Here is a 23,684-nt window from a genome sequence, read left to right on the forward strand (position 1 = left end):
ATTTGAGATTGTGAAAGTATAAAAATAATTCCAAATCTCAAATTTCAAATCATTAATTTTAGTTAAGGTCTTCGAATTCTTTCTTAGAACCTACAATTACATTCTGGTATTCTTTAAGACCTGTACCTGCAGGGATTCTGTGTCCTACAATTACATTTTCTTTAAGACCACCAAGGAAGTCAATTTTACCAGCAACTGCTGCCTCGTTAAGAACCTTAGTTGTTTCCTGGAATGATGCTGCAGACATGAATGATTTAGTCTGAAGAGCTGCTCTTGTAATACCTTGAAGTACAGGCGTTGCTGTAGCTGGTAAAGCATCTCTTACTTCTACTAATTTCTGGTCCTCACGCTTCAACTTAGAGTTTTCGTCTCTCAATTCTCTTGCAGTAATCATCTGACCTGGTTTGAATTCTTTAGAATCACCAGCTTCCACTACTACTTTAAGGCCGAATACTCTGTTGTTTTCCTCCAGGAAGTCGAATTTATGCTCAAGTGCTCCTTCAAGGAACTGAGTATCACCTCCGTCTACGATAGATACTTTCGTCATCATCTGTCTTACGATGATCTCGAAGTGCTTATCATCGATTTTTACCCCCTGAAGACGGTAAACCTCCTGAATTTCATTGACAAGATATTCCTGAACAGCTGTTGGACCTTTAATTCTTAAGATATCGTCCGGAGTGATAGATCCGTCAGAAAGTGGCGAACCAGCTCTTACGAAGTCATTCTCCTGAACAAGAATCTGGTTAGATAATTTAACTAAATAAATTTTTCTTTCACCAGTTTTAGCCTCAACAATCAATTCACGGTTACCTCTCTTAATTTTTCCGTAAGAAACTACCCCGTCGATTTCAGTAACAACCGCTGGGTTTGAAGGGTTTCTTGCTTCGAATAATTCGGTAACTCTCGGAAGACCTCCTGTGATATCCCCTGCTTTTGCAGATTTTCTTGGGATTTTGATTAAGACTTTACCAGCCTTAATTTTTTCACCATCGTTTACCATTAAGTGGGCTCCTACCGGTAAGTTGTAACCTTTCTGCTCAACTCCTTTAGAATCTACCACTTTCAAAGTAGGTACGGCTTTCTTATTTCTGGATTCAGAGATTACTTTCTCTTCAAATCCTGTCTGTTCGTCAATTTCAAGCTGGAATGAAATACCTTGGATAATATCCTCGTATTCTACTTTACCTGCAGTTTCAGCAATAATTACCGCATTATATGGATCCCATTTCGCAATAGTATCCCCTTTCTTCACTTTATCACCAGGTTTAACTAATAACTGAGAACCGTAAGGTACGTTAGCAATCATCATTGGTGTTCTCTGCTCGTTATCAGTAACCAATCTAAATTCTGTTGTACGGGAAACTACTACTTCTGCAGTATTACCGTTTTCATCTTCAGAAGTAATTGTTCTTACTTCATCCAATTCTACGATACCGTCTCTTCTTGCAACAATAGATGGGTTTTCTGAAACGTTCGTGGATACCCCCCCTTGGTGGAAAGTTCTCAACGTAAGCTGAGTACCCGGTTCCCCAATTGACTGTGCTCCAATAACACCTACTGCTTCACCCATATGAATCATTTTACCAGTTGCCAGGTTTCTACCATAACATTTAGCACAGATTCCTTTTTTGGTTTCACAAGTAAGTGGAGAACGAACTTCAACAAACTCTAATCCAGCAGCTTCAATTTTCTTCGCCAATGCTTCATTGATGATCTCATCTGCTTCAGCAATGACCTCATCTGTTTCTGGATCATAGATATTATGAAGAGAAACTCTACCTAAGATTCTTTCTGAGATTTTTTCAACAATCTCATCATTTTTCTTAAGTGCAGTAACTTCAGTACCTCTTAGAGTACCACAGTCGTCCTCAGTAACGATAACGTCCTGAGCAACGTCTACCAATCTTCTTGTAAGGTAACCGGCATCGGCAGTCTTCAGTGCGGTATCCGCAAGACCCTTACGGGCACCGTGAGTAGAGATAAAGTACTCAAGGATGGAAAGACCTTCCTTAAAGTTAGCAAGAATCGGGTTTTCGATAATTTCCGCACCGGTAGAACCAGCTTTTTGCGGTTTTGCCATCAAACCTCTCATCCCTGATAACTGACGGATCTGTTCTTTTGAACCCCTCGCACCAGAATCAAGCATCATATATACAGAGTTGAATCCACCTTGATCGGTTTTCATTCTACCCATGATCATTTCAGTTAATCCTGCGTTGGTATTTGTCCAAACGTCGATTACCTGGTTATAACGTTCTGTATCTGTAATTAGACCCATGTTATAGTTGGCTCTAATTTCGTCTACTGTTTCAATTGATGTAGCAATCATTTTTTTCTTCTCAACAGGAACCACAATGTCACCTAATGAGAACGAAAGACCTCCTTTGAATGCGTTTGAATATCCTAAGTCCTTCATTGCATCCAAGAATTTCACTGTTGTAGGGAAATCCGTATCTGCCAAGACTCTACCAATAATGTTTCTCAGTGATTTCTTCGTTAAAAGTTCATTAACGTATCCTGATTGTTTAGGAACAATTTGGTTGAATAAAATTCTACCTAAAGAAGTTTCGATCAATTTTGTTTTGATTTCACCATCTTCTTTAACCGGTAGTCTACATCTTACTTTAGCATTCAATGAAACTCTACCTTCAGCATAAGCGATTTCCGCTTCTTCAGGAGAATAGAATGCAAGGCCTTCACCTAAAACTTTCATATCTTCTGTAGAGCTCAATTCTTTGGTCATGAAATAAAGACCAAGAACCATGTCCTGAGAAGGTACAGTAATAGGAGAACCGTTTGCAGGGTTCAGGATGTTCTGAGAACCTAGCATCAATAACTGAGCTTCAAGGATCGCTTCTGGTCCTAATGGCAAGTGTACCGCCATCTGGTCACCATCGAAATCGGCGTTGAATGCTGTTGTTACCAACGGGTGAAGCTGGATCGCTTTACCTTCAATCATTTTAGGCTGGAATGCCTGAATCCCCAGTCTGTGAAGGGTAGGTGCTCTGTTCAGTAGAACAGGGTGACCTTTCATCACGTTTTCAAGGATATCATATACTACAGGCTCTTTTCTGTCGATGATTCTCTTTGCAGATTTCACGGTTTTTACAATTCCTCTTTCAATCAGTTTTCTGATGATGAACGGTTTGTAAAGTTCCGCTGCCATATCTTTAGGAATACCACATTCGTGAAGCTGTAAGTTTGGACCTACAACAATTACAGAACGCGCAGAGTAGTCTACCCTTTTCCCTAGTAAGTTCTGACGGAAACGACCTTGCTTACCTTTCAATGAATCAGAAAGTGATTTCAATGGTCTGTTTGATTCAGATTTTACAGCAGAAGATTTTCTTGTATTATCGAATAATGAATCTACTGATTCCTGAAGCATACGCTTCTCGTTTCTCAAGATTACTTCAGGAGCTTTGATCTCCAATAGTCTTTTCAGACGGTTGTTTCTGATAATAACTCTTCTGTAAAGATCATTTAGGTCAGAAGTTGCGAAACGTCCTCCATCCAATGGAACTAATGGTCTTAGTTCTGGTGGTATAACAGGAAGCACACGCATGATCATCCACTCTGGTCTGTTGATCATTCTTGTATTAGCACCTCTCAATGCTTCTACAACATTCAATCTTTTAAGAGCTTCAGTTCTTCTTTGCTTAGAACCTTCGTTGTGAGCTTTGTGTCTCAAGTCGAAAGACAATGCATCAAGATCGATTCTTTTTAAAAGATCTTCAACTGCTTCAGCACCCATTCTGGCGATGAATTTGTTTGGATCGGAATCATCAAGATACTGGTTTTCCGCAGGAAGAGTTTCCATGATGTCAAGGTACTCTTCTTCTGTAAGGAATTCCATGTTATCGAAATCAGAACCGTCTAATTTTTTAGCAATACCCTGCTGAATCACTACATACCTTTCGTAGTAGATGATCATGTCTAATTTCTTAGAAGGAATTCCTAAAAGGTAACCAATTTTGTTTGGTAAAGAACGGAAATACCAAATGTGAGCAATAGGAACAACCAGACCAATATGTCCGATTCTTTCTCTACGTACTTTTTTCTCCGTAACCTCTACCCCACAACGGTCACAAACGATCCCTTTGTAACGAATTCTCTTGTATTTACCACAAGCACATTCGTAATCCTTTACAGGACCAAAGATCTTTTCACAGAACAACCCGTCTCTTTCAGGTTTGTGAGTTCTGTAGTTAATAGTTTCCGGTTTTAAAACCTCTCCTCTCGATTCCTGCAGAATCGATTCCGGTGAAGCTAAACCGATGGTTATTTTATTAAATCTACTTGATTTATTTTTATTTGATGACATAATTTAAATTTTGATTAAAAGATTAAAGATTGAAAGATTACTTTCTCTCTTATCATCTCGGAGTTCATTAATACTTTAATTTTCAGTAATTAAATCTTAATTTACTCCTCCAATCTTACATCAAGTCCAAGTCCTTGTAGTTCATGAAGTAGTACATTGAATGATTCCGGAATACCTGGTTCAGGCATAGATTCACCTTTTGCAATTGCTTCATAAGTTTTCGCTCTACCAATCACGTCATCAGACTTCACAGTCAAGATCTCTCTAAGGATATTGGATGCTCCAAATGCTTCAAGAGCCCAAACCTCCATCTCTCCGAATCTCTGACCACCGAACTGAGCTTTACCTCCTAACGGCTGCTGAGTAATCAATGAGTAAGGACCGATAGAACGCGCGTGCATTTTATCGTCAACCATGTGTCCCAATTTCAACATATAGATAATACCTACTGTTGCAGCCTGGGTAAATCTTTCTCCTGTACCTCCATCATAAAGGTAAGTGTGACCGAATTTAGGAAGACCTGCTTTCTCTGTATATTCAGTGATCTGATCAAGAGTTGCTCCATCGAAAATCGGCGTAGCGAACGTCATTCCCAGTTTCTGACCAGCCCAACCAAGAACTGTTTCATAAATCTGTCCGATGTTCATACGGGAAGGTACTCCAAGTGGATTCAATACGATATCTACCGGTGTTCCGTCTTCAAGGAATGGCATATCTTCTTCACGAACGATTCTTGAAACGATACCTTTGTTACCGTGACGTCCTGCCATTTTATCTCCTACGTTCAGTTTACGTTTCTTAGCAATGTAAACTTTAGCCAGTTTCATGATACCTGCCGGAAGTTCATCTCCAATTGAAATTGCAAATTTCTCACGGTTTTTAACTCCCTGAATATCGTTAAACTTGATCTTATAATTGTGAATCAACTGTTTTACCAATTCATTCTTCTCATTATCTACCGTCCAGTCTGCTCCGCTTACGTTTACGTAATCTTCAACTGAAGTCAATAATTTATGAGTGAACTTCACACCTTTACCGATGATTTCTTCATCAAGGTCGTTGGTAACTCCCTGAGAAGTTTTACCACCTACCAGTGTATTTAATTTTTCAATTAAAGTGTTTCTCAACTCATCAAACTTAGCCTTGTAAGTGTTTTCAATCTCTTCAAGTTTAAGTTTTTCTTCAGTTCTTTTCTTTTTATCTTTAATGTTTCTTGAGAACAATTTCTTGTTGATCACAACACCTCTTAATGATGAATCTGCTTTTAATGAAGCATCTTTAACATCACCGGCTTTGTCACCAAAGATTGCTCTAAGAAGTTTTTCTTCAGGAGTTGGGTCAGATTCACCTTTTGGAGTGATCTTACCGATCATAATATCTCCAGGCTTCACTTCAGCACCAATTCTGATCATACCGTTTTCGTCAAGATCTTTAGTCGCTTCTTCAGAAACGTTAGGAATATCTGCTGTCAGTTCTTCCATACCTAGTTTGGTATCACGAACCTCAAGAGAGTACTCATCTACGTGGATTGAAGTAAACCAGTCTTCACGTACAACTTTTTCATTGATTACAATTGCATCCTCAAAGTTATACCCTTTCCAAGGCATGAACGCTACCACCAAGTTTCTACCAAGAGCCAATTCTCCGTTTTCAGTAGCATAACCGTCACAAAGAACCTGTCCTTTATGTACCGTTTCACCTACTCTTACGTTTGGTCTTAGAGTAATGGTCGTACTCTGATTGGTTTTTCTGAACTTAGTCAGTTTATATGTTTTAGTAGCAGACTCAAATTGTACTAAATCTTCGTCATCACTTCTTTCATATTTGATGGTGATCATATCAGCATCTACGTACTCTACAGTACCTGTACCTTCAGCATTGATCAAGATTCTTGAATCTTTAGCAACCTGCTGTTCCAGGCCTGTACCAACGATTGGAGCTTGTGGCTTCAATAGAGGAACTGCCTGACGCATCATGTTGGATCCCATCAATGCACGGTTCGCATCATCATGCTCCAGGAATGGAATCAATGAAGCTGAGATACCGGAGATCTGGTTTGGTGCAACGTCGATAAGGTTTACCTGAGAAGGCTCAACCACCGGATAGTCACCATCCAGTCTTGCAATAATTCTGTCTGTTAAGAATTCTCCGCCATCATTCAACTCAACGTTAGCCTGAGCAATTACTTTGTCTTCTTCATCTTCTGCATTCAGATAAATAGGATCTGCATTAAGGTCTACCTTACTGTTTTCTACTTTTCTGTATGGCGTTTCGATGAAACCTAAAGTATTGATTTTAGCATAAATACCTAAAGATGAAATCAAACCGATGTTTGGTCCTTCCGGAGTTTCAATCGGGCAAATTCTTCCGTAGTGGGTATGGTGAACGTCACGAACCTCGAAACCTGCTCTTTCTCTTGATAAACCACCAGGCCCTAGTGCAGAAAGTCTACGCTTGTGCGTGATTTCTGATAGTGGGTTGGTTTGGTCCATGAACTGAGAAAGCTGGTTGGTACCGAAGAACGAGTTAATTACTGATGTTAATGTCTTAGCATTTACAAGATCAAGTGGAGTAAAGATTTCGTTATCTCTAACGTTCATTCTTTCTTTGATCGTTCTTGCAATTCTTGAAAGACCTACACCGAACTGTCCTGCTAACTGCTCTCCAACAGTCTTGATTCTTCTGTTAGATAAGTGGTCAATATCATCAACCTCAGCCTTAGAGTTTACAAGCTCGATCAGGTGTCTTACGATAGCAATGATATCTTCTTTTGTAAGAACTTCAGTGGTAGTAGGAATATTAAGACCTAACTTTTTGTTTAGCCTGTAACGTCCAACTTCACCTAATGAATACCTCTGCTCTGAGAAGAATAATTTTTCAATGATTCCTCTTGCAGTTTCTTCATCGGGTGGATCTGCATTTCTTAACTGACGATAGATGTATTCTACCGCTTCTTTTTCAGAGTTGGTAGGGTCTTTCTGTAATGTATTCTGAATGATAGAGAATTCATTTGCATTTTCTTTGTGAATCAGGATAGATTTCACACCTGCATCAAGAATAAGATCTAAATGTTCTTTTTCAAGAATAGTTTCTCTGTCTAAGATGATCTCGTTTCTTTCAATAGAAACTACTTCACCAGTATCTTCGTCTACGAAATCCTCGAACCAAGTGTTCAGTACTCTCGCAGCCAAAGTTCTTCCTTCTACTTTTTTAAGAGCAGCCTTAGAAACTTTCACTTCTTCAGCAAGGTCGAAGATCTGAAGGATATCCTTATCAGATTCATAACCGATAGCTCTTAATAGAGTCGTTAATGGTAACTTTTTCTTACGGTCGATATACGCGTACATTACGCTGTTGATATCGGTTGTAAATTCCATCCAAGATCCTTTGAAAGGGATGATTCTTGAATAGTACAATTTAGTTCCGTTTGCGTGGTAAGTCTGCCCGAAGAATACACCAGGTGAACGGTGAAGCTGGGTAACAATAACTCTTTCTGCACCGTTGATGATGAAAGATCCACTAGGCGTCATATAAGGAACCGGGCCTAAATATACATCCTGAACTACAGTTTGGAAATCCTCGTGTTCAGGGTCTGTACAATACAATTTAAGTCTTGCTTTAAGGGGCACTGAATACGTCAGTCCTCTTTCCACACACTCGTTAATTGAATAACGTGGAGAATCTACCAGATAATCAATAAATTCCAATACAAACTGATTTCTAGAATCTGTAATTGGGAAATTTTCCTGGAAGGTTCTGTACAAACCTTCATCTGTTCTGTCTTCTGGAAGGGTATCAAGCTGGAAAAAATCTCTGAAAGACTCAAGCTGGATGTCCAGGAAGTCCGGAGTAATGATTTTTCCTTTAGCTGATGAGAAGTTAACTCTCTGATTCCCCCTTGTAGTTGCTGTTGTTTTACTCATAAAACTTTTAAGAAAGGGTTAAAAAATATTTTGATTCATTAAAAAATATCAGGAAAGATGCGAGATATTGAGATTTGAGATACGAGACAAAAAATGATGTAAGAAAAATGTTAAGAAAACTTTGGCGCTGTTATCCGAATATCTTACCATTCATTTGTTTATTAATCTCTAATCTTCAGTCTACTAATCTGTGATCTAACCTAACTGCAACGCTGGTATATCTTTTCACAGCGTAATGCAAAATATTCTTATTTACTTTTGAGACGGAATTACCCGTAGTATCTATATACACGAAACCCCTTTCATTATTTTCCATGAAAGAGCTGATTTTCAATATTTTATAGATTTACAAACAATTATTCGCGCCAAAAGAGGGACAAAATTACAAAAATTCATTCACATACGCAAATAAAACGCATTCATTTTGAGAATGTTAAAATCATTTCAACAAAAAAAGGCCGCCCATAAAGGACGGCCTTCCATTTTATAGTATCAAAATTATTTTACAATAATCTTATAAGATTTCACTGCTGATTTGGTTTCTATTTTTACAATATAAATACCAGCAGGAAGTGAAGCAGTGCTGATTTCAGCATTAGCAGAGAATTTATCTGATCTGATCAGTTGCCCCTGAGCAGAGAATAATGTATAAGTACCCCCTTCTTCAGATTTCACATTAAGGTTTTCACCTGATTTTACCGGGTTAGGATATACTTTAATATCATTAGCAGCCTGAGCAGGAGAAATATCTGTTCCTTTTGCTGCCGTTTCCATCTGTGCATTCTTCAACAGGGAAGCATAAGGTGAAAGTGGGGAATCCGGCGCTCCTCTTTTCGCAAGGTCTGTATCTACAACAGCCTGGATACCGTCTCTGTCTAAATCTACAATTCTGGAAATAAATCCTGCTCCAAAATCGTCCAGGTTAACTTTACCAATAGCCCAAAGGTCAAAATCAGTTCCGTTTGAATTTAAATCAATAAAATCAGGCTTATCATCACCATCTGTATTCTTAAGAGGATATTTTAAGATTCCAGAATCCGGAGAAGTTTCCAAAATATCTGCAATACCGTTACTTCCTACGGCAACATTGCTGTCAATAACACCATTATGGTCTGTATCGATCTGGCTGATTACTGATGTTGGAATTCCTGATTCAAATAAATCTAAAATACCATCATTATCAGAATCAAGATCCAGGTAGGTAGAAATTCCATCTCCCAATACCGGAACAAATCCAAAGATACCTTCTGTATCGTCATCTTCAAATTTACCGTTCTGATCAAGATCTTCTAAAGCATCCGGAATTCCATCATTATCAGAATCAAAATCACATGCATCCATGATGCCATCTCCATCTGTGTCTAACGTTGGTGATTTGTCATTTACAGCCGTACATCCTTCGGCACAATCAGGAATACCATTACCGTTATTATCGATACTGTCATTACCATTCGGACACTGATCGAAACAGTTTGGCACTCCATCATTATCATCATCTCTACTAGCAAATGCATTGTAGATATAATAGTTCTGTGGAATACGCACGCCTGTACCACTATAGAAAGTAACTTTAATACGGTTGAAAGGTTTAGTTGCCTTACCTCCTACATAAAATTTATTAGAGTCTGTAGTGAAGAAATTCCCACTGATCAGACTTCCGGTACTTGTAAAAGTATCTGTTTGTGTATTGTTATTGTAAAGTGTTACTGTAATATTTTCAAGAACACTTATCCCAATTAAGTTTGCTGCTTTTTCCAATGTGAATCCAGCATAGGTATTAGCCGGAAGCAAACTATTGGTACTTACTGTAGCATAAGCTGAAAAAATGCTTAAAAATGAAGCAGCTGGAATAGTCGCCGTAGCATAATTAGATGTATTGGTATCTACAATATTTGCCGGGTTTACCATTTTTGCTAAAATAAGACCGAAAAGTCCGGGACCTGAAGTCCAGCTAGTTCCCGATACCAAGTTTCCCTGAATTGCAGAACCGCTTGTCTGAATTTTATCGTTACAGTCGCAAGATGCAGGCTCTTCAAATGCATAATATACTTTTAAGGCTCCAATGTTAACCCCTAAAGTCTGTGTAACTTTTAAACGTACTTCGTTAAAAGGTTTGGAAGAGGTAAGCGTTACTTTCTGTTTTCCTGAACCAAAGCCTAAAACTTTGATATTAATCAGTCCTCCGCCATCAGATAATGTTTTGGAATCCTGAAGCTGGCCATACAAATAAGTTTCTACGGTAATATTTTTAAGAAATTCCGCGCTTATAAGTTTTCCTTCATCATCAGGAGAAATTACAAATCCGGTTTTGTTTCCTGCAGGATAGATCTGGTTTTTATCCAATACTCCTACTGAATAAGACCCAAGGAGCCCGGCAGGCAATACAATAGATCCGTAAGAGTTTTTGTCACCGTCTCCGATTCTTTCTTTATTCTGAACAAACGAAAGTGGAGCAAGGAAACTGCTGCTTCCTGATACGTTACCGTCTACTCCGCTTCCCGCAATAATATCATCACAGATTCCATTATTATCAACAGGTACTTTAGCAGGATCGAATGCAAATGCATAATACACATTCATTGCACTAAATATAGACAATACATTGGTTTGATATAATCTTACTTCATCAAACTCCCTTGTTGTTTTAAAGTGAAGGAAAATCCTGTTTTTAGATCCTCCAAATGCAGGTACTGATAACAATGTACTGCTTGTAGTAGATTCCTGTAATACTCCATTTTTATAGGTACTGATCCTTAATGAACTTAACAGATCAACTGTTATAAAACTTGTTCCCAAATCAACATTGAAACCCGTAATATATCCAGCCGGGTAGGTAGTATTGGTATTCTTCACAGAAATACCGTTTCCACTTACCAAAGAAGCAAAGTTCCCCATGCTTACATTATTATCTAAACTTGCATCTATTACCGGATTCATGCTTCCGTTATAGCAAGCCAGACAAATACCTGAATTATTAACAGGTTTTGCTTCTACACCCATCCCGCGGATAGGCTCATATCCCTTTTGGGCATATATTGCTGCAGACATCATGAATATCATGACCAGTACTGCAAATTGATCGAATAATTTTTTTGCCATTTTGTTTTATTTTTTGTTAAAAGTTTGTGTTTATTATTATAAGGTCTGCCATCCGTAATTTGTACCAGTCTGTTTACAGCCAATAAAATTACCACTTGTGACACCCGCCACAGTGGCCACCTCGTACATTATTGATCCGGCATTAGAGGCATCACATGTTGGTTTTGTTGTAGCTTTTATCTGGATAGCCTTACTTATTTCCAGATCTGCATAGTTTGTAGCGCTTGGAATCATATTGATCCCAACATCAGTGATCACTGTACCTGCAGCTCCCTGTCCTGAAAATACATGGGCAGTATTGGCATATGTGGATTGATTAGCCTGGGAAATACCATTAATTCCAATGGCAATAGAACCTGAAATTCCACTCACCTTATTGGTACTTCCAAATGCAAAGTTATTAACGGTAGTCACATTACTGGTCCCAAACGCAAAACCACCATTTATTGCATCATTTCCCATTCCTACAGCAGCAGATATTGAGTTTCCTGTTTTATTATTAGCACCAAACGCAAAATTATTACTGGCTAAGGTTGAGTTTCCGGAACCAAAAGCCTTACCACCTCCTGCTACAATATTATCCGAGCCAATGGCAACAGCAGGAAAATTAGCTCCTGAAGTATTAGCTGTATTTCCTCTGCCGAGTGCAATATTATTTGAAGTGGCATTGATCGTGTTGTTGCTACCCCAGGCTAAGTTGGAACCATCTTCTCCACCACCGGTAAGTCCGCCAGCGATGTCCAGTACTCCGTGAACTTTTCCTGCAGTTATAACCACAAGGTTGGCCACTCCTTTGGTACCCAGATAATTTACAGATGCCGGTGCAGTTCCTAAAGTTTCTGCTGTAGTAGAAATCTCACCTGCTGCATTCCCCTTCACCTGCCATTCTGTACCTGTCTGCTTTTGCCATTGTGTTCCGTCGAAATAATAATATCCGGGTACCGTTACGTTTACGGTCTGTCCTGCTGGTGCGATATCCGCCAGTGTCACATAAACCATAGCCCCGATCTGAGGTGCTCCGTATGTTTTTTTATTCAGTTCTGTTTCTGTGAGCCGGGGTGCGATGATCCCGTCCAATTTACTTGTAATTGAAGGAAAGCCTACCACATCAAGCGTTACCTGCGCCTGACTTGTATTAATTCCAACTTGTGCATTTATTCCAAAATACATGGATAAAGCTGCGAATGTCAATAATCTGTTTTTCATTTCTAATGATATTTGTCTTTTTTTGTGTGTTTTATTTTAGAAGAGGTATATGAGTTTCCTTTTCAGTCAAACTAAAGAAGGAATCAGTATTTTTTTTCGGAAAATTTTTTAGTGGTTAGGAAGTGCTGTTAGGATAATTTGTCCGGAACCTTAATTATACAATTAAAGCCTTTTAAATCTTTAGAATTTTCTATAGAAGGAAGTTTTGATTTTTGGTTTTGTATTCTTACCATCTGATCATTCTGAGATCCTATGTATTGAAAATTTGTATTTGGTTTGTAAAGTGTTATAAGAGAGGAATTCTCGTAGAAGAAATAACTTCCTACATCAGGATAATTATTTTTGAAGTTTTGACCATATAAATCAGCAGTCTTATTTTTGGTATCTTTTTTCCCAAAATAGGAATTATTATCATACCCAAAGCTAAATATCCTGTCAGTATTAAAACTGCAGTATGCAACAGTATATTTCTGTGCTGCTAAAGACTTGCTTATACTTCCCAGACTCATTGCCAACAACATACTTATACAATATGTCATAGCAGAGCTACGGAAGAGATCGTAACTTTTTTTCAAATTATGTGTGTGTTTTTTTTAGTGCAAATATAACAAATTTACAATTAAAACAATGTTTTAATAATTTATTTTAACTAAAAAGAAACAATTACATGAATAATAAATATTTTACAATAGCAATTATTATAAAATAAACAATCATAATTAAATATAAAATAATATAAAGCAAGTATATTTAATTACTGATATTATATATTGTGTACTTTCAAATGATATAAAAGCAAAAAAAAGCCCGGACATTACTGTCCGGGCTTCTTATTCTATAATAAATTGAATTATTTCAATTCTACTTCAGCACCAGCTTCTTCTAATTGCTTCTTAAGAGCTTCAGCTTCGTCTTTAGAAATTCCTTGCTTGATAGCAGCAGGAGCTCCGTCTACGATATCTTTAGCTTCTTTAAGACCAGCACCAGTTAAATCTTTTACCAATTTAACGATAGCTAATTTAGAAGCACCTGCAGACTTAAGAATTACGTCGAATTCAGTCTTTTCTTCAGCAGCTTCACCTGCACCACCTGCAGCAACTACTACAGCAGCAGCAGCTGGCTCAATTCCGTACTCATCCTTAAGGATAGTAGCTAATTCATTTACGTCTTTTACTGTTAAGTTTACTAGCGTTTCAGCTAAATTTTTTAAATCTGACATTGTTGTAATGTTTTTGTTGATTATTTATTTAATTTTTTGAGAGTATTATTCAGCAGCTGGCGTTTCGTCAGTGCTTTCTGCAGTTGGAGCTTCTGGAGCTTCAGCAGCAGGAGTTTCTTCTACAGCAGGTGCAGCTTCTTCAGGAGTAGCTTCTGCAGTTTCAGATTTGTTTTGAAGAGCAGAAACAACTCTTTGAATTGGAGACTGAAGTAATCCGATGATTTCACCGATCATTTCTTCTCTAGACTTAATGCTTACTAAAGCATCAAGGTTGTCGTCACCAACATAGAAAGTTTCTTGTACAAAAGCAGACTTCAATGCCGGCTTCTCTTCTTTTTTTCTAAAGTCTTTGATTAATTTTGCTGGAGCGTTAGCTGTTTCAGCAATCATTAATGCAGAGTTACCTTTGAAAGTTTGGAACATTTCAGAGAAATCTACTCCGTCAATTTGTTCCATTGCTTTTTGTAAAAGTGTATTTTTCACTACTTTTACTTTGATATTCTGTTTGAAAGCCTGTCTTCTGAAATCAGAAGATTTTGCAGCGTTCAAACCGTCTAAATCTGCTACATAAACTACTTTCGCATCCTGAAGCAAATCTTTGATCTCTTGTATTGCTACAACTTTTTGGTCTTTTGTCATTGTCTTAAGGATTATTATTAGTTAACAGATTTACTATCAATTGCAATACCCGGGCTCATTGTAGAAGATAAGTAAATACTCTTCACGTAAGTCCCTTTAGCAGCAGTTGGTTTCATTTTGATCAATGTCGAGATTAATTCCTGAGCATTTTCTTTGATTTTATTAGCATCGAAAGATACTTTACCAATACCTGCGTGGATAATACCGTATTTATCTACTTTGAAATCAATTTTACCTGCTTTCACTTCAGTTACTGCTTTACCAATTTCCATAGTTACAGTACCTGATTTAGGGTTAGGCATAAGACCTCTTGGTCCTAACACTCTACCTAATGGGCCTAATTTACCCATAACAGCTGGCATAGTAACGATAACGTCAACATCTGTCCAACCTTCTTTTATTTTTTGTAAATATTCGTCAAGACCTACATAATCAGCTCCAGCTTCTTTAGCTTCAGCTTCTTTATCTGGAGTTACTAAAGCTAAAACTTTAACATCTTTACCAGTTCCGTGAGGAAGAGATACTACACCTCTTACCATTTGGTTTGCTTTTCTTGGATCTACCCCTAATCTTACAGCGATATCTACAGAAGCATCAAACTTTGTAGTGCTCACCTCTTTTACAAGAGCTGAACCTTCTTCTAGGTTATAGATTCTTCCTTTTTCTACTTTGCTTAAAGCTTCTTTTTGCTTTTTAGTTAATTTTGCCATTTCAATTAGTTTTAAGCGTTAGTTGGTTTAGTTCCTGTTACTCTTAACCCCATAGATCTAGCAGTACCAGCTACCATAGAAAGAGCAGAGTCTATTGTAAAGCAGTTAAGATCTGACATTTTATCTTCAGCGATTTTCTTCACTTGATCCCAAGATACAGAACCTACTTTGTTTCTGTTTGGTTCACCGGAACCTCCTTTGATTTTAGCCGCATCCATCAACTGGATCGCTGCAGGTGGAGTTTTAATAACGAATTCAAAAGATTTGTCTTCGTATACTGTAATTACTACAGGTAAAACTTGCCCTGGCTTATCTTGGGTTCTCCCGTTAAATTGCTTACAAAACTCCATGATGTTCACACCTGCAGAACCCAATGCTGGACCTACTGGTGGAGAAGGGTTAGCTGCGCCACCTTTCACCTGAAGCTTTACCATTTTAAAGACTTTCTTAGCCATTTTTAATTTTTTTAGTTTGAATAATTAATGAGTTTGGAAGCATTATTTATTCAGTAGATCACCGACTCACATACAGTAAATCTACTTTTCGGACTGCAAAATTATGAAATATTTTTGAAATAGCAAACGGAATGTGTTGATTTTTAGAAAGAATTAATAATAAAAGTTTTTAATTATATTTACAAGAAACTGAAAACCATGAAATTTAAATTTATATTTTTGAGTATATTTTTAATGCTTTTCTCTGTCATAAGAGCACAGCATGAGTTCATCACCGTATGGAAGCCCAGTAATATCGGTATTTTCCCTTCATTAAGCTCACCGACTCAAATTTACTTTCCCGGAGTTGGAACAAATTATAAAATATACTGGGAAGAAGTTGGCTATCCTACTCACAACAGTACATTAGACAACGTAACAACATTACTGAGCGCACCTCTTTTAATTGATTTCGGAACCCCTTTGAATCCTGTGCCTGCCGATGCAACCTACACCTTAAAAGTAAGTAATGAAAATGGCAATTTTCATCGGATCTGTTTTTATGCTCCGAATTTTTCCACCCACAGAGATAGTCATAAAATCATCGATGTATCCCAATGGGGAAACATTAGATGGTCCAGTATGGAATATGCCTTTAATTTTTGCACAGAAATGGATGTGACCGCCACAGACCTTCCGATACTTTCTGATCTCACCAATATGGCTTCCATGTTTTCTATGTGTTACAAATTGGTTGGAAATCCCACTTTTGGCAATTGGAATCTGTCGAATGTTACTAATTTATCCGGTACCTTTTATTTTGCTAAAAAATTCAACCAGCCCATAGGAAACTGGGACATTTCTAATGTTACTGATATATCACTCATGTTTATGCATAGTGATCTATTTAATCAGCCCCTAGGAAACTGGGACACTTCCAATGTTACCAATATGCAATCTACTTTTACCGCTGCATTTGCATTCAATCAACCCCTGGCTAACTGGGACACTTCCAAAGTTACCAATATGCAGAGCTTGTTTTTCGACACAGGAGCATTCAATCAGCCTATCGGGAACTGGGATACTTCCAATGTAACAGATATGAGCTATCTGTTTTCAGGCACGGAGATGTTCAACCAACCTATTGCCGGTTGGGACACTTCCAGTGTAACCAATATGCATTATATGTTTAATAAAACGTTTAAATTTAACCAACCGATAGAAAACCTGAATACTTCCAATGTAACAGATATGTCAGGAATGTTTGCAGAAAGCAAACTTTTTAATCTTCCTATAGCAAACTGGGACACTTCACAGGTGACTGATATGAGTCAAATGTTTGCTTTATCTGAAAAATTCAATCAACCTATAGGAAACTGGAACACTTCACAGGTCACTGATATGAGCTATATGTTCTATGATGCCAAACTTTTTAACCAGCCTATCGGAAACTGGAATACTTCAAACGTAACAAATATGCTGTATATGTTTACGGATAATCCCATTTTTAATCAGCCAATTGGAAACTGGGATACGTCTGCTGTAACAGATATGCGCCATGCTTTTAAAAATGCAACCGCTTTCAATCAGGATCTGGGCACCTGGAATTTATACTCGGTTACTCAAATGAATATGATGCTGGATTTTTCAGGATTATCCTGCAATAATTATAATTCTACCCTTCAAGGATGGGCAAGCAGTCCTTTTACTCCCAATAATTTAACTCTGGGCTCATCAGGATTGGTATATTCTACTCCTCAGGCGGCAGCAGCAAGAACTAATTTAACAGGTTTTAAGGGCTGGATGATCACTGATGATACCTACGATGCACAATGCAATGCTCTTGCTACTTCCGAGGTTCATAAAAATGATTTTAAAATATACCCCAATCCGGTAAAAAATACTGTTTTCTTCTCAAAAGAATTACAGAATATTGAAATGTACAGTGCAGACGGAAGGCTTTTAAAAAGGAGTTCAAAAGGAAAAAGTATTGATATCTCAGAATTACCTAGAGGAATCTATATTTTAAAAGCTCATGAAGTGTCAGGAAGTGAATTATCTAAAAAAATAATTAAGGATTAAGAAAGAATAAAGAGGAAATATCTATTCCTGAAACATCAACTCCAATTATATTTTTCAAGCAAAAAAAATGACCACTTTTCAGTGGTCATTATATATTTTAAAAAGTAATGATTATACTTTTTCTACCTGCATATAGCTAAGTTCCATTGGAGTTTTTCTACCGAAGATCAGTACAGAAACTTCAATTTTCTTTTTATCCTCAAGAATTCTCTCAACAGTTCCGTTGAATCCATTGAAAGGTCCGTCTATTACTTTAACGTTTTCACCTACAATGTATGGGATCTCAATATCGCTTGCAAACTCTGAAAGCTCATCCATTCTGCCAAGCATTCTGTTTACTTCAGACTTTCTCATTGGAACAGGATCTCCTCCTTTCGTTAAACTAAGGAAAGATATAACTCCGGGAATGTTCTTAATAGCGTGAGGAATTTCACCCATCAGATCAGCTTCGATCATCAGGTATCCAGGATAGTAAGGCTTTTCTTTAGGAACTTTTTTACCGTTTCTAATCTGAATAACCTTTTCCATAGGAATAACCACCTGAGTAACGTACTGCTCAAACCCTAAGCGTTTGATTTCTGTCTCAATGTAGTTTTTCACTTTATTTTCCTGTCCGCTGATCGCTTTCAGCACATACCATTTCAATTCGCTCATTATGGGAAAATACTTTTTTAGTTGAACACGTTAATTAGCATTCCAATTATGTTGCTGATTGCCTTTGAAAACAATTCATCAACTCCAAAGGTAAATAATGCCAAAATCACTGTAGCTATAGTTACTACAATAGTTGAAGACTGAAGATCAGCCCATTTTGGCCATTCAACTTTATGTCTGAATTCGTTATAAGAACCTTTTAAAAAATCGACAAATGAACTCATAATTAATATTTGCACGGGCACAAGGATTCGAACCCTGATCAACGGTTTTGGAGACCGGTATCCTACCATTGGACGATGCCCGTAGATAAAAAGCTTCCGGAGAGTTTCCTTCCGGAAGCTTTATTTATTTTAAGATGATTAGTCTAAGATTTCAGTAACCTGACCTGAACCAACTGTTCTACCTCCTTCTCTGATCGCAAATCTAAGACCTACGTTAAGAGCGATTGGCTGTAACAATTCTACAGTGATCTCTAAGTTATCACCAGGCATTACCATTTCTACACCTTCTGGTAAGAAGATCTCACCTGTAACGTCAGTAGTTCTTACATAGAACTGAGGACGGTATTTGTTGTGGAATGGAGTGTGACGTCCACCTTCTTCTTTAGAAAGGATATATACTGATGCTTTGAATTTCTTGTGTGGTTTCACAGAATCTTTCTTAGCAATTACCATACCTCTCTTGATGTCAGTTTTTTCAATACCTCTCAACAATAGACCTACGTTATCACCAGCTTCACCTCTATCTAGGATTTTTCTGAACATCTCAACTCCTGTAATAGTAGAAGTTAATTTTTCTTCACCCATACCGATGATGTCTACAGGATCACCTGTATTGATAATACCAGCTTCGATTCTACCAGTTGCTACAGTACCTCTACCTGTAATAGAGAAAACGTCTTCAATTGGCATCAAGAATGGCTTATCAGTATCTCTTGGTGGTTGCTCGATCCAGTTATCAACAGCATCCATTAATTCTTCAACGCTCTTGAACCACTTATCTTCAGTATCAGGAGTAGCTGCTGTAGCTGCTGTAAGAGCACCTAATGCAGAACCTTGAATTACTGGAGAGTTATCTCCGTCAAAATCGTAAGTAGACAATAAGTCTCTAAGCTCCATTTCAACAAGCTCTAATAACTCAGCATCATCTACCATGTCAACTTTGTTCATGAAAACAACGATTCTAGGTACGTTTACCTGACGGCAAAGTAGGATATGTTCTCTAGTCTGAGGCATAGGACCATCAGTTGCAGCACATACTACGATAGCTCCGTCCATTTGAGCAGCACCAGTTACCATGTTCTTTACATAATCCGCGTGACCTGGACAGTCAACGTGAGCATAGTGTCTTTTTTCAGTTTCGTATTCGATGTGAGCTGTATTGATAGTAATACCTCTTTCTTTTTCTTCTGGAGCAGAGTCAATTGCAGAGAAGTCTTTTTTCTCAGCAAGACCTTTGCTAGCTAATACAGCAGAAATTGCAGCTGTAAGAGTAGTTTTACCATGGTCAACGTGACCAATAGTACCAATGTTCAAGTGTGGTTTGTTACGATTAAACGTTTCCTTTGCCATGATGTGAAATTATTTATTTATTGTTTTATTCAAATTTTCAGTGTGCAAATATAATGAATTTTTAAATATCAAAACCTTTTTATTTAAAAAAATTTCAACATCTTGATCCAAAGAATTGCAAACCCTATACTTCTAAGTATTGAGGTGCAAATTTACACAAATTTATTAATTGAAAAAAACCTTACAAGTGTTTTATTCAAAATATAGTCAGGGTAATCTTCTATTACAATGGTATAGTTTTAATAATGAACAAGATAAAAATTCATGCTGATAAAAAAAACTTAATCACAATCCATAGTCTCATTTATCTCGTATATCAATATAAACCAATAAATAATATTATGGAGACATTACTACATCACTTTGGTAATGATTACATGATCTTTTTTTCGTGCGACCTTTATGATGATCAAATGATAATACCAGAAACGTATATTGCAGCTTTGATTTAAGGCTTACAACCTAACCATAATGGATTGCAACAGCAATTCCCAATTGTCATGATTTTGGGAAAGCTTTGCAGTGTAACTATAATTTTAAAAGACTCATAATTATTATTTCGATAAGAGGAAGGGCGGAAAAACATAGTTTTTCCGCCCTTCGCATAATATAAAAGTAGAATAAAAGTTAAATCTGCTGGGACTTTTTCGTCCTGTTGAATATCCAGAATATAATCGGGAAGATCAATAAGGTTAATACAGTTGCCGTAATCAGCCCTCCGATGATCACAATAGCCAAAGGTTTTTGAGATTCTGAACCAATTCCTGTAGACAGCGCTGCAGGCATTAATCCTATTGAAGCCATCAGTGCGGTCATAATAACGGGACGGGTTCTGGATTTTACTCCATTGAGGATCGCATTATCCAAAGTAAGGCCATCTTTTACATTCTGATGGAACTCTGTAATGAGGATCACCCCGTTCTGGATACAGATCCCAAGTAGAGCGATCATTCCAACTCCGGCGGAAATTCCAAAGTTCATTCCGGTAAGGTGCAGGGCAATAATTCCCCCTATGAGTGCAAAAGGCACATTCGCCAATACCAGTAATGAGTCTCGCATGTTTCCAAAAAGGATAAAGAGTAAGAAGAAAATCCCCAGAATACTGATGGGAACTACCTGCGCCAGTCTGTGTGAAGCTCTCTGCTGGTTTTCAAACTGACCTGTCCATCCGATGGAATAACCGTCGGGAAGATCAACCTTAGCCACTTTTTTCTGTGCATCAGCGATCGTACTTCCCAAATCCCGGTCACGAATCGAGAATTTAACGCCGATATATCTTTTAATATCATCTCTGTAAATGAATGCAGCTCCGTTATCTTTTACAATGGTACTGATCTCTTTCAGTGGAATCTTTGCTCCATCCTGTGTAGGAACCATTAATGAAGCGATATCATTCTCATCTTTTCTGTATTCCTGGGAATATCGGAGGCGAATCGGGAATTTTCTTTCTCCGTCAAACATTTCTGAAGCTGTTTTTCCTCCAAAAGCCATTTCCAGCACAGATTGTGCATCATCCGGCATCACTCCGTAAGCGGCCATCTTATCCCTGTCCAGCACCACGCTTACTTCCGGCTGGCCTATGTTTTTAATGATTCCAGGGTCTTTTACTCCGTCTACATCTTTGATCTGTTTTAAGACCTCATCAGCTAATTTGTCCAGTGTTTCGAGGTTATCACCATAAATCTTGATTCCGTTTTCTGCTTTAAAGCCGGCTACAGCTTCTGCCACGTTATCTGAAATCGGCTGGGAATAATTAAATGTAATTCCCTGGTAGCTTCGGAGCTTTTTATCTATTTCTTCAATTAATCCTTCATAGCTTATGTTCCGTTTCCATTCTTCTTTAGGCTTCAGATTGACGGCAAACTGTACAAATCCAAATCCGTTCGGGTCTGTCCCGTCATTGCTTCGTCCTGTCTGGGCAAGAACATCTGTAACTTCCGGAAAGCTCATAATATCTTTTTTCAGGAGGTCTGCTGTTTTCAAAGATTCTTTTAATGAGGAGCTCATCGGCATTTCTGCAGTGATCCACAATGAACCTTCATTCAGTTGCGGCAGGAATTCTGTTCCTAAAAATTTCCCTGAAAATAAAGTTACCAACATAAAGGAAACAGCAACAATTAAGCTCATTTTCTTATGTTTAAAGGTATAGTTGAAGCCTTTCAATACAATTCTGTCCCAGAAATTCACAAACGGGTTGTTTTTTTCTTTTACATTTTTATTTAACAGAAGATGCGAAAGGACAGGAACCAAAGTCAAGGTGAATATCAATGCGCCTATTAGAGCAAATCCTAAAGTAAATGCTAACGGTGAGAACATTTTTCCTTCTACTTTCTGGAATGAGAAAATAGGGATCAGGGATGTGATGATAATAAGTTTAGAAAAGAAGATCGCTTTTCCCAAACCTGTTCCGGTCTGTTTGATCCAGCCTCCTTTTGAAAGTTTATTAAATTTTTCTGTTCCATATTTGAGTGCTTTGTGGTCGAGCATTACAAAAAGTCCTTCCACCATGACGACGGCTCCGTCAATAATGATCCCGAAATCTACGGCTCCCAATGAAAGCAGGTTGGCGCTCATCCCGGCCAGTTTCAGGCATAAAAATGCAAACAGCAGCGACAGTGGAATAATAATGGAAACAATAAAGGTCGTTCGCCAGTCTGCCATAAAGATCAGGACGATCACGGTAACCAGAATAATTCCCTCGATCAGATTGTGCATTACGGTGTGTGTCGTAAAATCCATCAGGTTGTCACGGTCATAGAAAGTCACCATTTTGACATCTTTCGGAAGTATTTTTTCATTAAGCTCTTTGATTTTAGCTTTTACTCCAACCAGAACTTCCCTTGGGTTCTCCCCTTTTCTCATTACCACGATTCCTTCTACCGTATCTTCATGTTTATTCAGACCGGCCTGCCCTACTCTCGGCATAGAACTTTCATGGACATCTGCAACATATCTTACCAGTACCGGGTTTCCACTGTCATTCTGGATGGTTATATTTCCTATATCTGCTACGGATTTTACAAGACCTATTCCTCTAACTACGTAGGCCTGGCCGTTTTTCTCAATAACATCACCACCGACATTTAAATTACTTTTGGTAACAGCATCATACACCTGCAGCGGCGTCAGATTGTATTTATCCAAAGCTCTGGGATCAATACTTAATTCAAAAATTTTATCCTGACCTCCAAAAACATTAATATCCGCTACCCCCGGAACACCTCTCAGTGCTCGCTCGATTACCCAGTTCTGCAGGGTCAGCAGTTCCCGGGAATCCTTTGTTTTACTCTCCAGTGTATATCTGAAAATTTCCCCGGTAGGCCCATAGGGTGGCTGAACTTCCGGATCTACCTCATCAGGAAGGCTTACGGTTCTTAATTGGTTATTGACCTGATTTCTGGCGAAAGTATCATCCACCCCATCGTCAAAAAGAATTTTTACAATGGAAAGACCAAACATGGTGGTACTTCTCACACTGGTTTTCTTCTGAACCGGGCTCATGGCTAACTCGATGGGCGTAGTGACAAAACGTTCCACTTCTTCTGCGCTCCGTCCATTCCATTGGGTTATAATGACAATCTGGGTATTGGTAACATCCGGGAATGCTTCAATAGGCATATTTTTGAAGCTTATAAAACCTGCAATGGCCAAAATAGCTACCCAGATAAAGGTAAATGCTTTATTTTTTAGCGAGAAAGCAATTATATTTTTAATGAATTTATTCATGATAGATTAAATTGATGACCTAAAAAAGCCGTTGAAAGAAATAGGTAGAAGAAATTTATTTTGATAGTCTAAACATTAAGAATATTGAAAG

At 38.0% G+C, this 23,684-nt stretch carries 14 protein-coding genes and 1 tRNA gene; 1 reads left to right on the forward strand and 14 read right to left on the reverse strand.

Annotated features, from left to right (window positions below; genetic code table 11):
• Positions 1 to 58: 58 nt before the first annotated feature.
• The 9 genes from rpoC to rplK all read right to left on the reverse strand — a co-directional run bounded on the left by rpoC (position 59) and on the right by rplK (position 15,578).
• Entirely contained in the window at positions 59 to 4,327 is a 4,269-nt protein-coding gene (gene rpoC / locus QF044_RS15355) for a DNA-directed RNA polymerase subunit beta' (protein ID WP_307269082.1), read from the reverse strand.
• A gap of 101 nt (positions 4,328 to 4,428) precedes the next feature.
• The gene (rpoB, locus tag QF044_RS15360; RefSeq protein ID WP_307269085.1) at positions 4,429 to 8,250 is read right to left on the reverse strand and encodes a DNA-directed RNA polymerase subunit beta; all 3,822 of its coding nucleotides are present in this window, start codon (positions 8,248 to 8,250) and stop codon (positions 4,429 to 4,431) included.
• A gap of 498 nt (positions 8,251 to 8,748) precedes the next feature.
• Positions 8,749 to 11,349, reverse strand: coding sequence for a T9SS type A sorting domain-containing protein (locus QF044_RS15365; protein WP_307269087.1), 2,601 nt, complete (start codon positions 11,347 to 11,349; stop codon positions 8,749 to 8,751).
• Positions 11,350 to 11,385: 36 nt separating this feature from the next.
• On the reverse strand, positions 11,386 to 12,555 hold the full coding sequence (locus tag QF044_RS15370; protein WP_307269091.1) for a hypothetical protein: 1,170 nt from the start codon (positions 12,553 to 12,555) through the stop codon (positions 11,386 to 11,388).
• 128 nt (positions 12,556 to 12,683) lie between these two features.
• On the reverse strand, positions 12,684 to 13,130 hold the full coding sequence (locus QF044_RS15375) for a hypothetical protein (protein WP_307269093.1): 447 nt from the start codon (positions 13,128 to 13,130) through the stop codon (positions 12,684 to 12,686).
• Between the two features lie 275 nt (positions 13,131 to 13,405).
• On the reverse strand, positions 13,406 to 13,774 hold the full coding sequence (gene rplL / locus QF044_RS15380; protein WP_034723387.1) for a 50S ribosomal protein L7/L12: 369 nt from the start codon (positions 13,772 to 13,774) through the stop codon (positions 13,406 to 13,408).
• 45 nt (positions 13,775 to 13,819) lie between these two features.
• Positions 13,820 to 14,413 carry a 50S ribosomal protein L10 gene (gene rplJ, locus QF044_RS15385; RefSeq protein ID WP_307269096.1) on the reverse strand — a complete coding sequence of 198 codons (594 nt, stop codon included), beginning with the start codon at positions 14,411 to 14,413 and terminating at the stop codon, positions 13,820 to 13,822.
• Between the two features lie 17 nt (positions 14,414 to 14,430).
• Entirely contained in the window at positions 14,431 to 15,123 is a 693-nt protein-coding gene (gene rplA, locus QF044_RS15390) for a 50S ribosomal protein L1 (protein WP_307269099.1), read from the reverse strand.
• Positions 15,124 to 15,134: 11 nt separating this feature from the next.
• Positions 15,135 to 15,578, reverse strand: a complete 444-nt coding sequence (gene rplK, locus QF044_RS15395) for a 50S ribosomal protein L11 (protein WP_307269101.1) — start codon at positions 15,576 to 15,578, stop codon at positions 15,135 to 15,137.
• Positions 15,579 to 15,797: 219 nt separating this feature from the next.
• Between rplK and QF044_RS15400 the strand changes: the two genes are divergently transcribed.
• Complete coding sequence (locus QF044_RS15400; RefSeq protein WP_307269104.1) at positions 15,798 to 17,639, forward strand: BspA family leucine-rich repeat surface protein; 1,842 nt, start codon at positions 15,798 to 15,800, stop codon at positions 17,637 to 17,639.
• A 111-nt stretch (positions 17,640 to 17,750) separates the two neighbouring features.
• Here the strand turns inward: QF044_RS15400 and nusG are convergent, their stop codons facing one another.
• From nusG to QF044_RS15425, 5 genes are all read right to left on the reverse strand, one after another.
• Positions 17,751 to 18,293 carry a transcription termination/antitermination protein NusG gene (gene nusG / locus QF044_RS15405; protein WP_307269106.1) on the reverse strand — a complete coding sequence of 181 codons (543 nt, stop codon included), beginning with the start codon at positions 18,291 to 18,293 and terminating at the stop codon, positions 17,751 to 17,753.
• A gap of 17 nt (positions 18,294 to 18,310) precedes the next feature.
• A complete protein-coding gene (gene secE / locus QF044_RS15410) occupies positions 18,311 to 18,517 on the reverse strand; it encodes a preprotein translocase subunit SecE (RefSeq protein ID WP_034702507.1) in 207 nt (68 codons plus the stop codon).
• A gap of 12 nt (positions 18,518 to 18,529) precedes the next feature.
• Positions 18,530 to 18,600: transfer RNA gene (locus QF044_RS15415), tRNA-Trp, on the reverse strand.
• Positions 18,601 to 18,655: 55 nt separating this feature from the next.
• Complete coding sequence (gene tuf, locus QF044_RS15420) at positions 18,656 to 19,867, reverse strand: elongation factor Tu (RefSeq protein ID WP_034749673.1); 1,212 nt, start codon at positions 19,865 to 19,867, stop codon at positions 18,656 to 18,658.
• Between the two features lie 627 nt (positions 19,868 to 20,494).
• Positions 20,495 to 23,593 carry an efflux RND transporter permease subunit gene (locus QF044_RS15425; protein ID WP_307269109.1) on the reverse strand — a complete coding sequence of 1,033 codons (3,099 nt, stop codon included), beginning with the start codon at positions 23,591 to 23,593 and terminating at the stop codon, positions 20,495 to 20,497.
• Positions 23,594 to 23,684: the final 91 nt, after the last annotated feature.

The organism is Chryseobacterium sp. W4I1 (assembly GCF_030816115.1).
In the GTDB taxonomy this organism is placed as follows: domain Bacteria; phylum Bacteroidota; class Bacteroidia; order Flavobacteriales; family Weeksellaceae; genus Chryseobacterium.

Bases quoted from the DNA above. Each gene is read 5' to 3' on its own strand.
- rpoC (WP_307269082.1), bottom strand. From the start codon at position 4,327: ATGTCATCAAATAAAAATAAATCAAGTAGATTTAATAAAATAACCATC.
- rpoB (WP_307269085.1), bottom strand. From the start codon at position 8,250: ATGAGTAAAACAACAGCAACTACAAGGGGGAATCAGAGAGTTAACTTC.
- QF044_RS15365 (WP_307269087.1), bottom strand. From the start codon at position 11,349: ATGGCAAAAAAATTATTCGATCAATTTGCAGTACTGGTCATGATATTC.
- QF044_RS15370 (WP_307269091.1), bottom strand. From the start codon at position 12,555: ATGAAAAACAGATTATTGACATTCGCAGCTTTATCCATGTATTTTGGA.
- rplL (WP_034723387.1), bottom strand. From the start codon at position 13,774: ATGTCAGATTTAAAAAATTTAGCTGAAACGCTAGTAAACTTAACAGTA.
- rplJ (WP_307269096.1), bottom strand. From the start codon at position 14,413: ATGACAAAAGACCAAAAAGTTGTAGCAATACAAGAGATCAAAGATTTG.
- rplA (WP_307269099.1), bottom strand. From the start codon at position 15,123: ATGGCAAAATTAACTAAAAAGCAAAAAGAAGCTTTAAGCAAAGTAGAA.
- rplK (WP_307269101.1), bottom strand. From the start codon at position 15,578: ATGGCTAAGAAAGTCTTTAAAATGGTAAAGCTTCAGGTGAAAGGTGGC.
- nusG (WP_307269106.1), bottom strand. From the start codon at position 18,293: ATGAGCGAATTGAAATGGTATGTGCTGAAAGCGATCAGCGGACAGGAA.
- secE (WP_034702507.1), bottom strand. From the start codon at position 18,517: ATGAGTTCATTTGTCGATTTTTTAAAAGGTTCTTATAACGAATTCAGA.
- tuf (WP_034749673.1), bottom strand. From the start codon at position 19,867: ATGGCAAAGGAAACGTTTAATCGTAACAAACCACACTTGAACATTGGT.
- QF044_RS15425 (WP_307269109.1), bottom strand. From the start codon at position 23,593: ATGAATAAATTCATTAAAAATATAATTGCTTTCTCGCTAAAAAATAAA.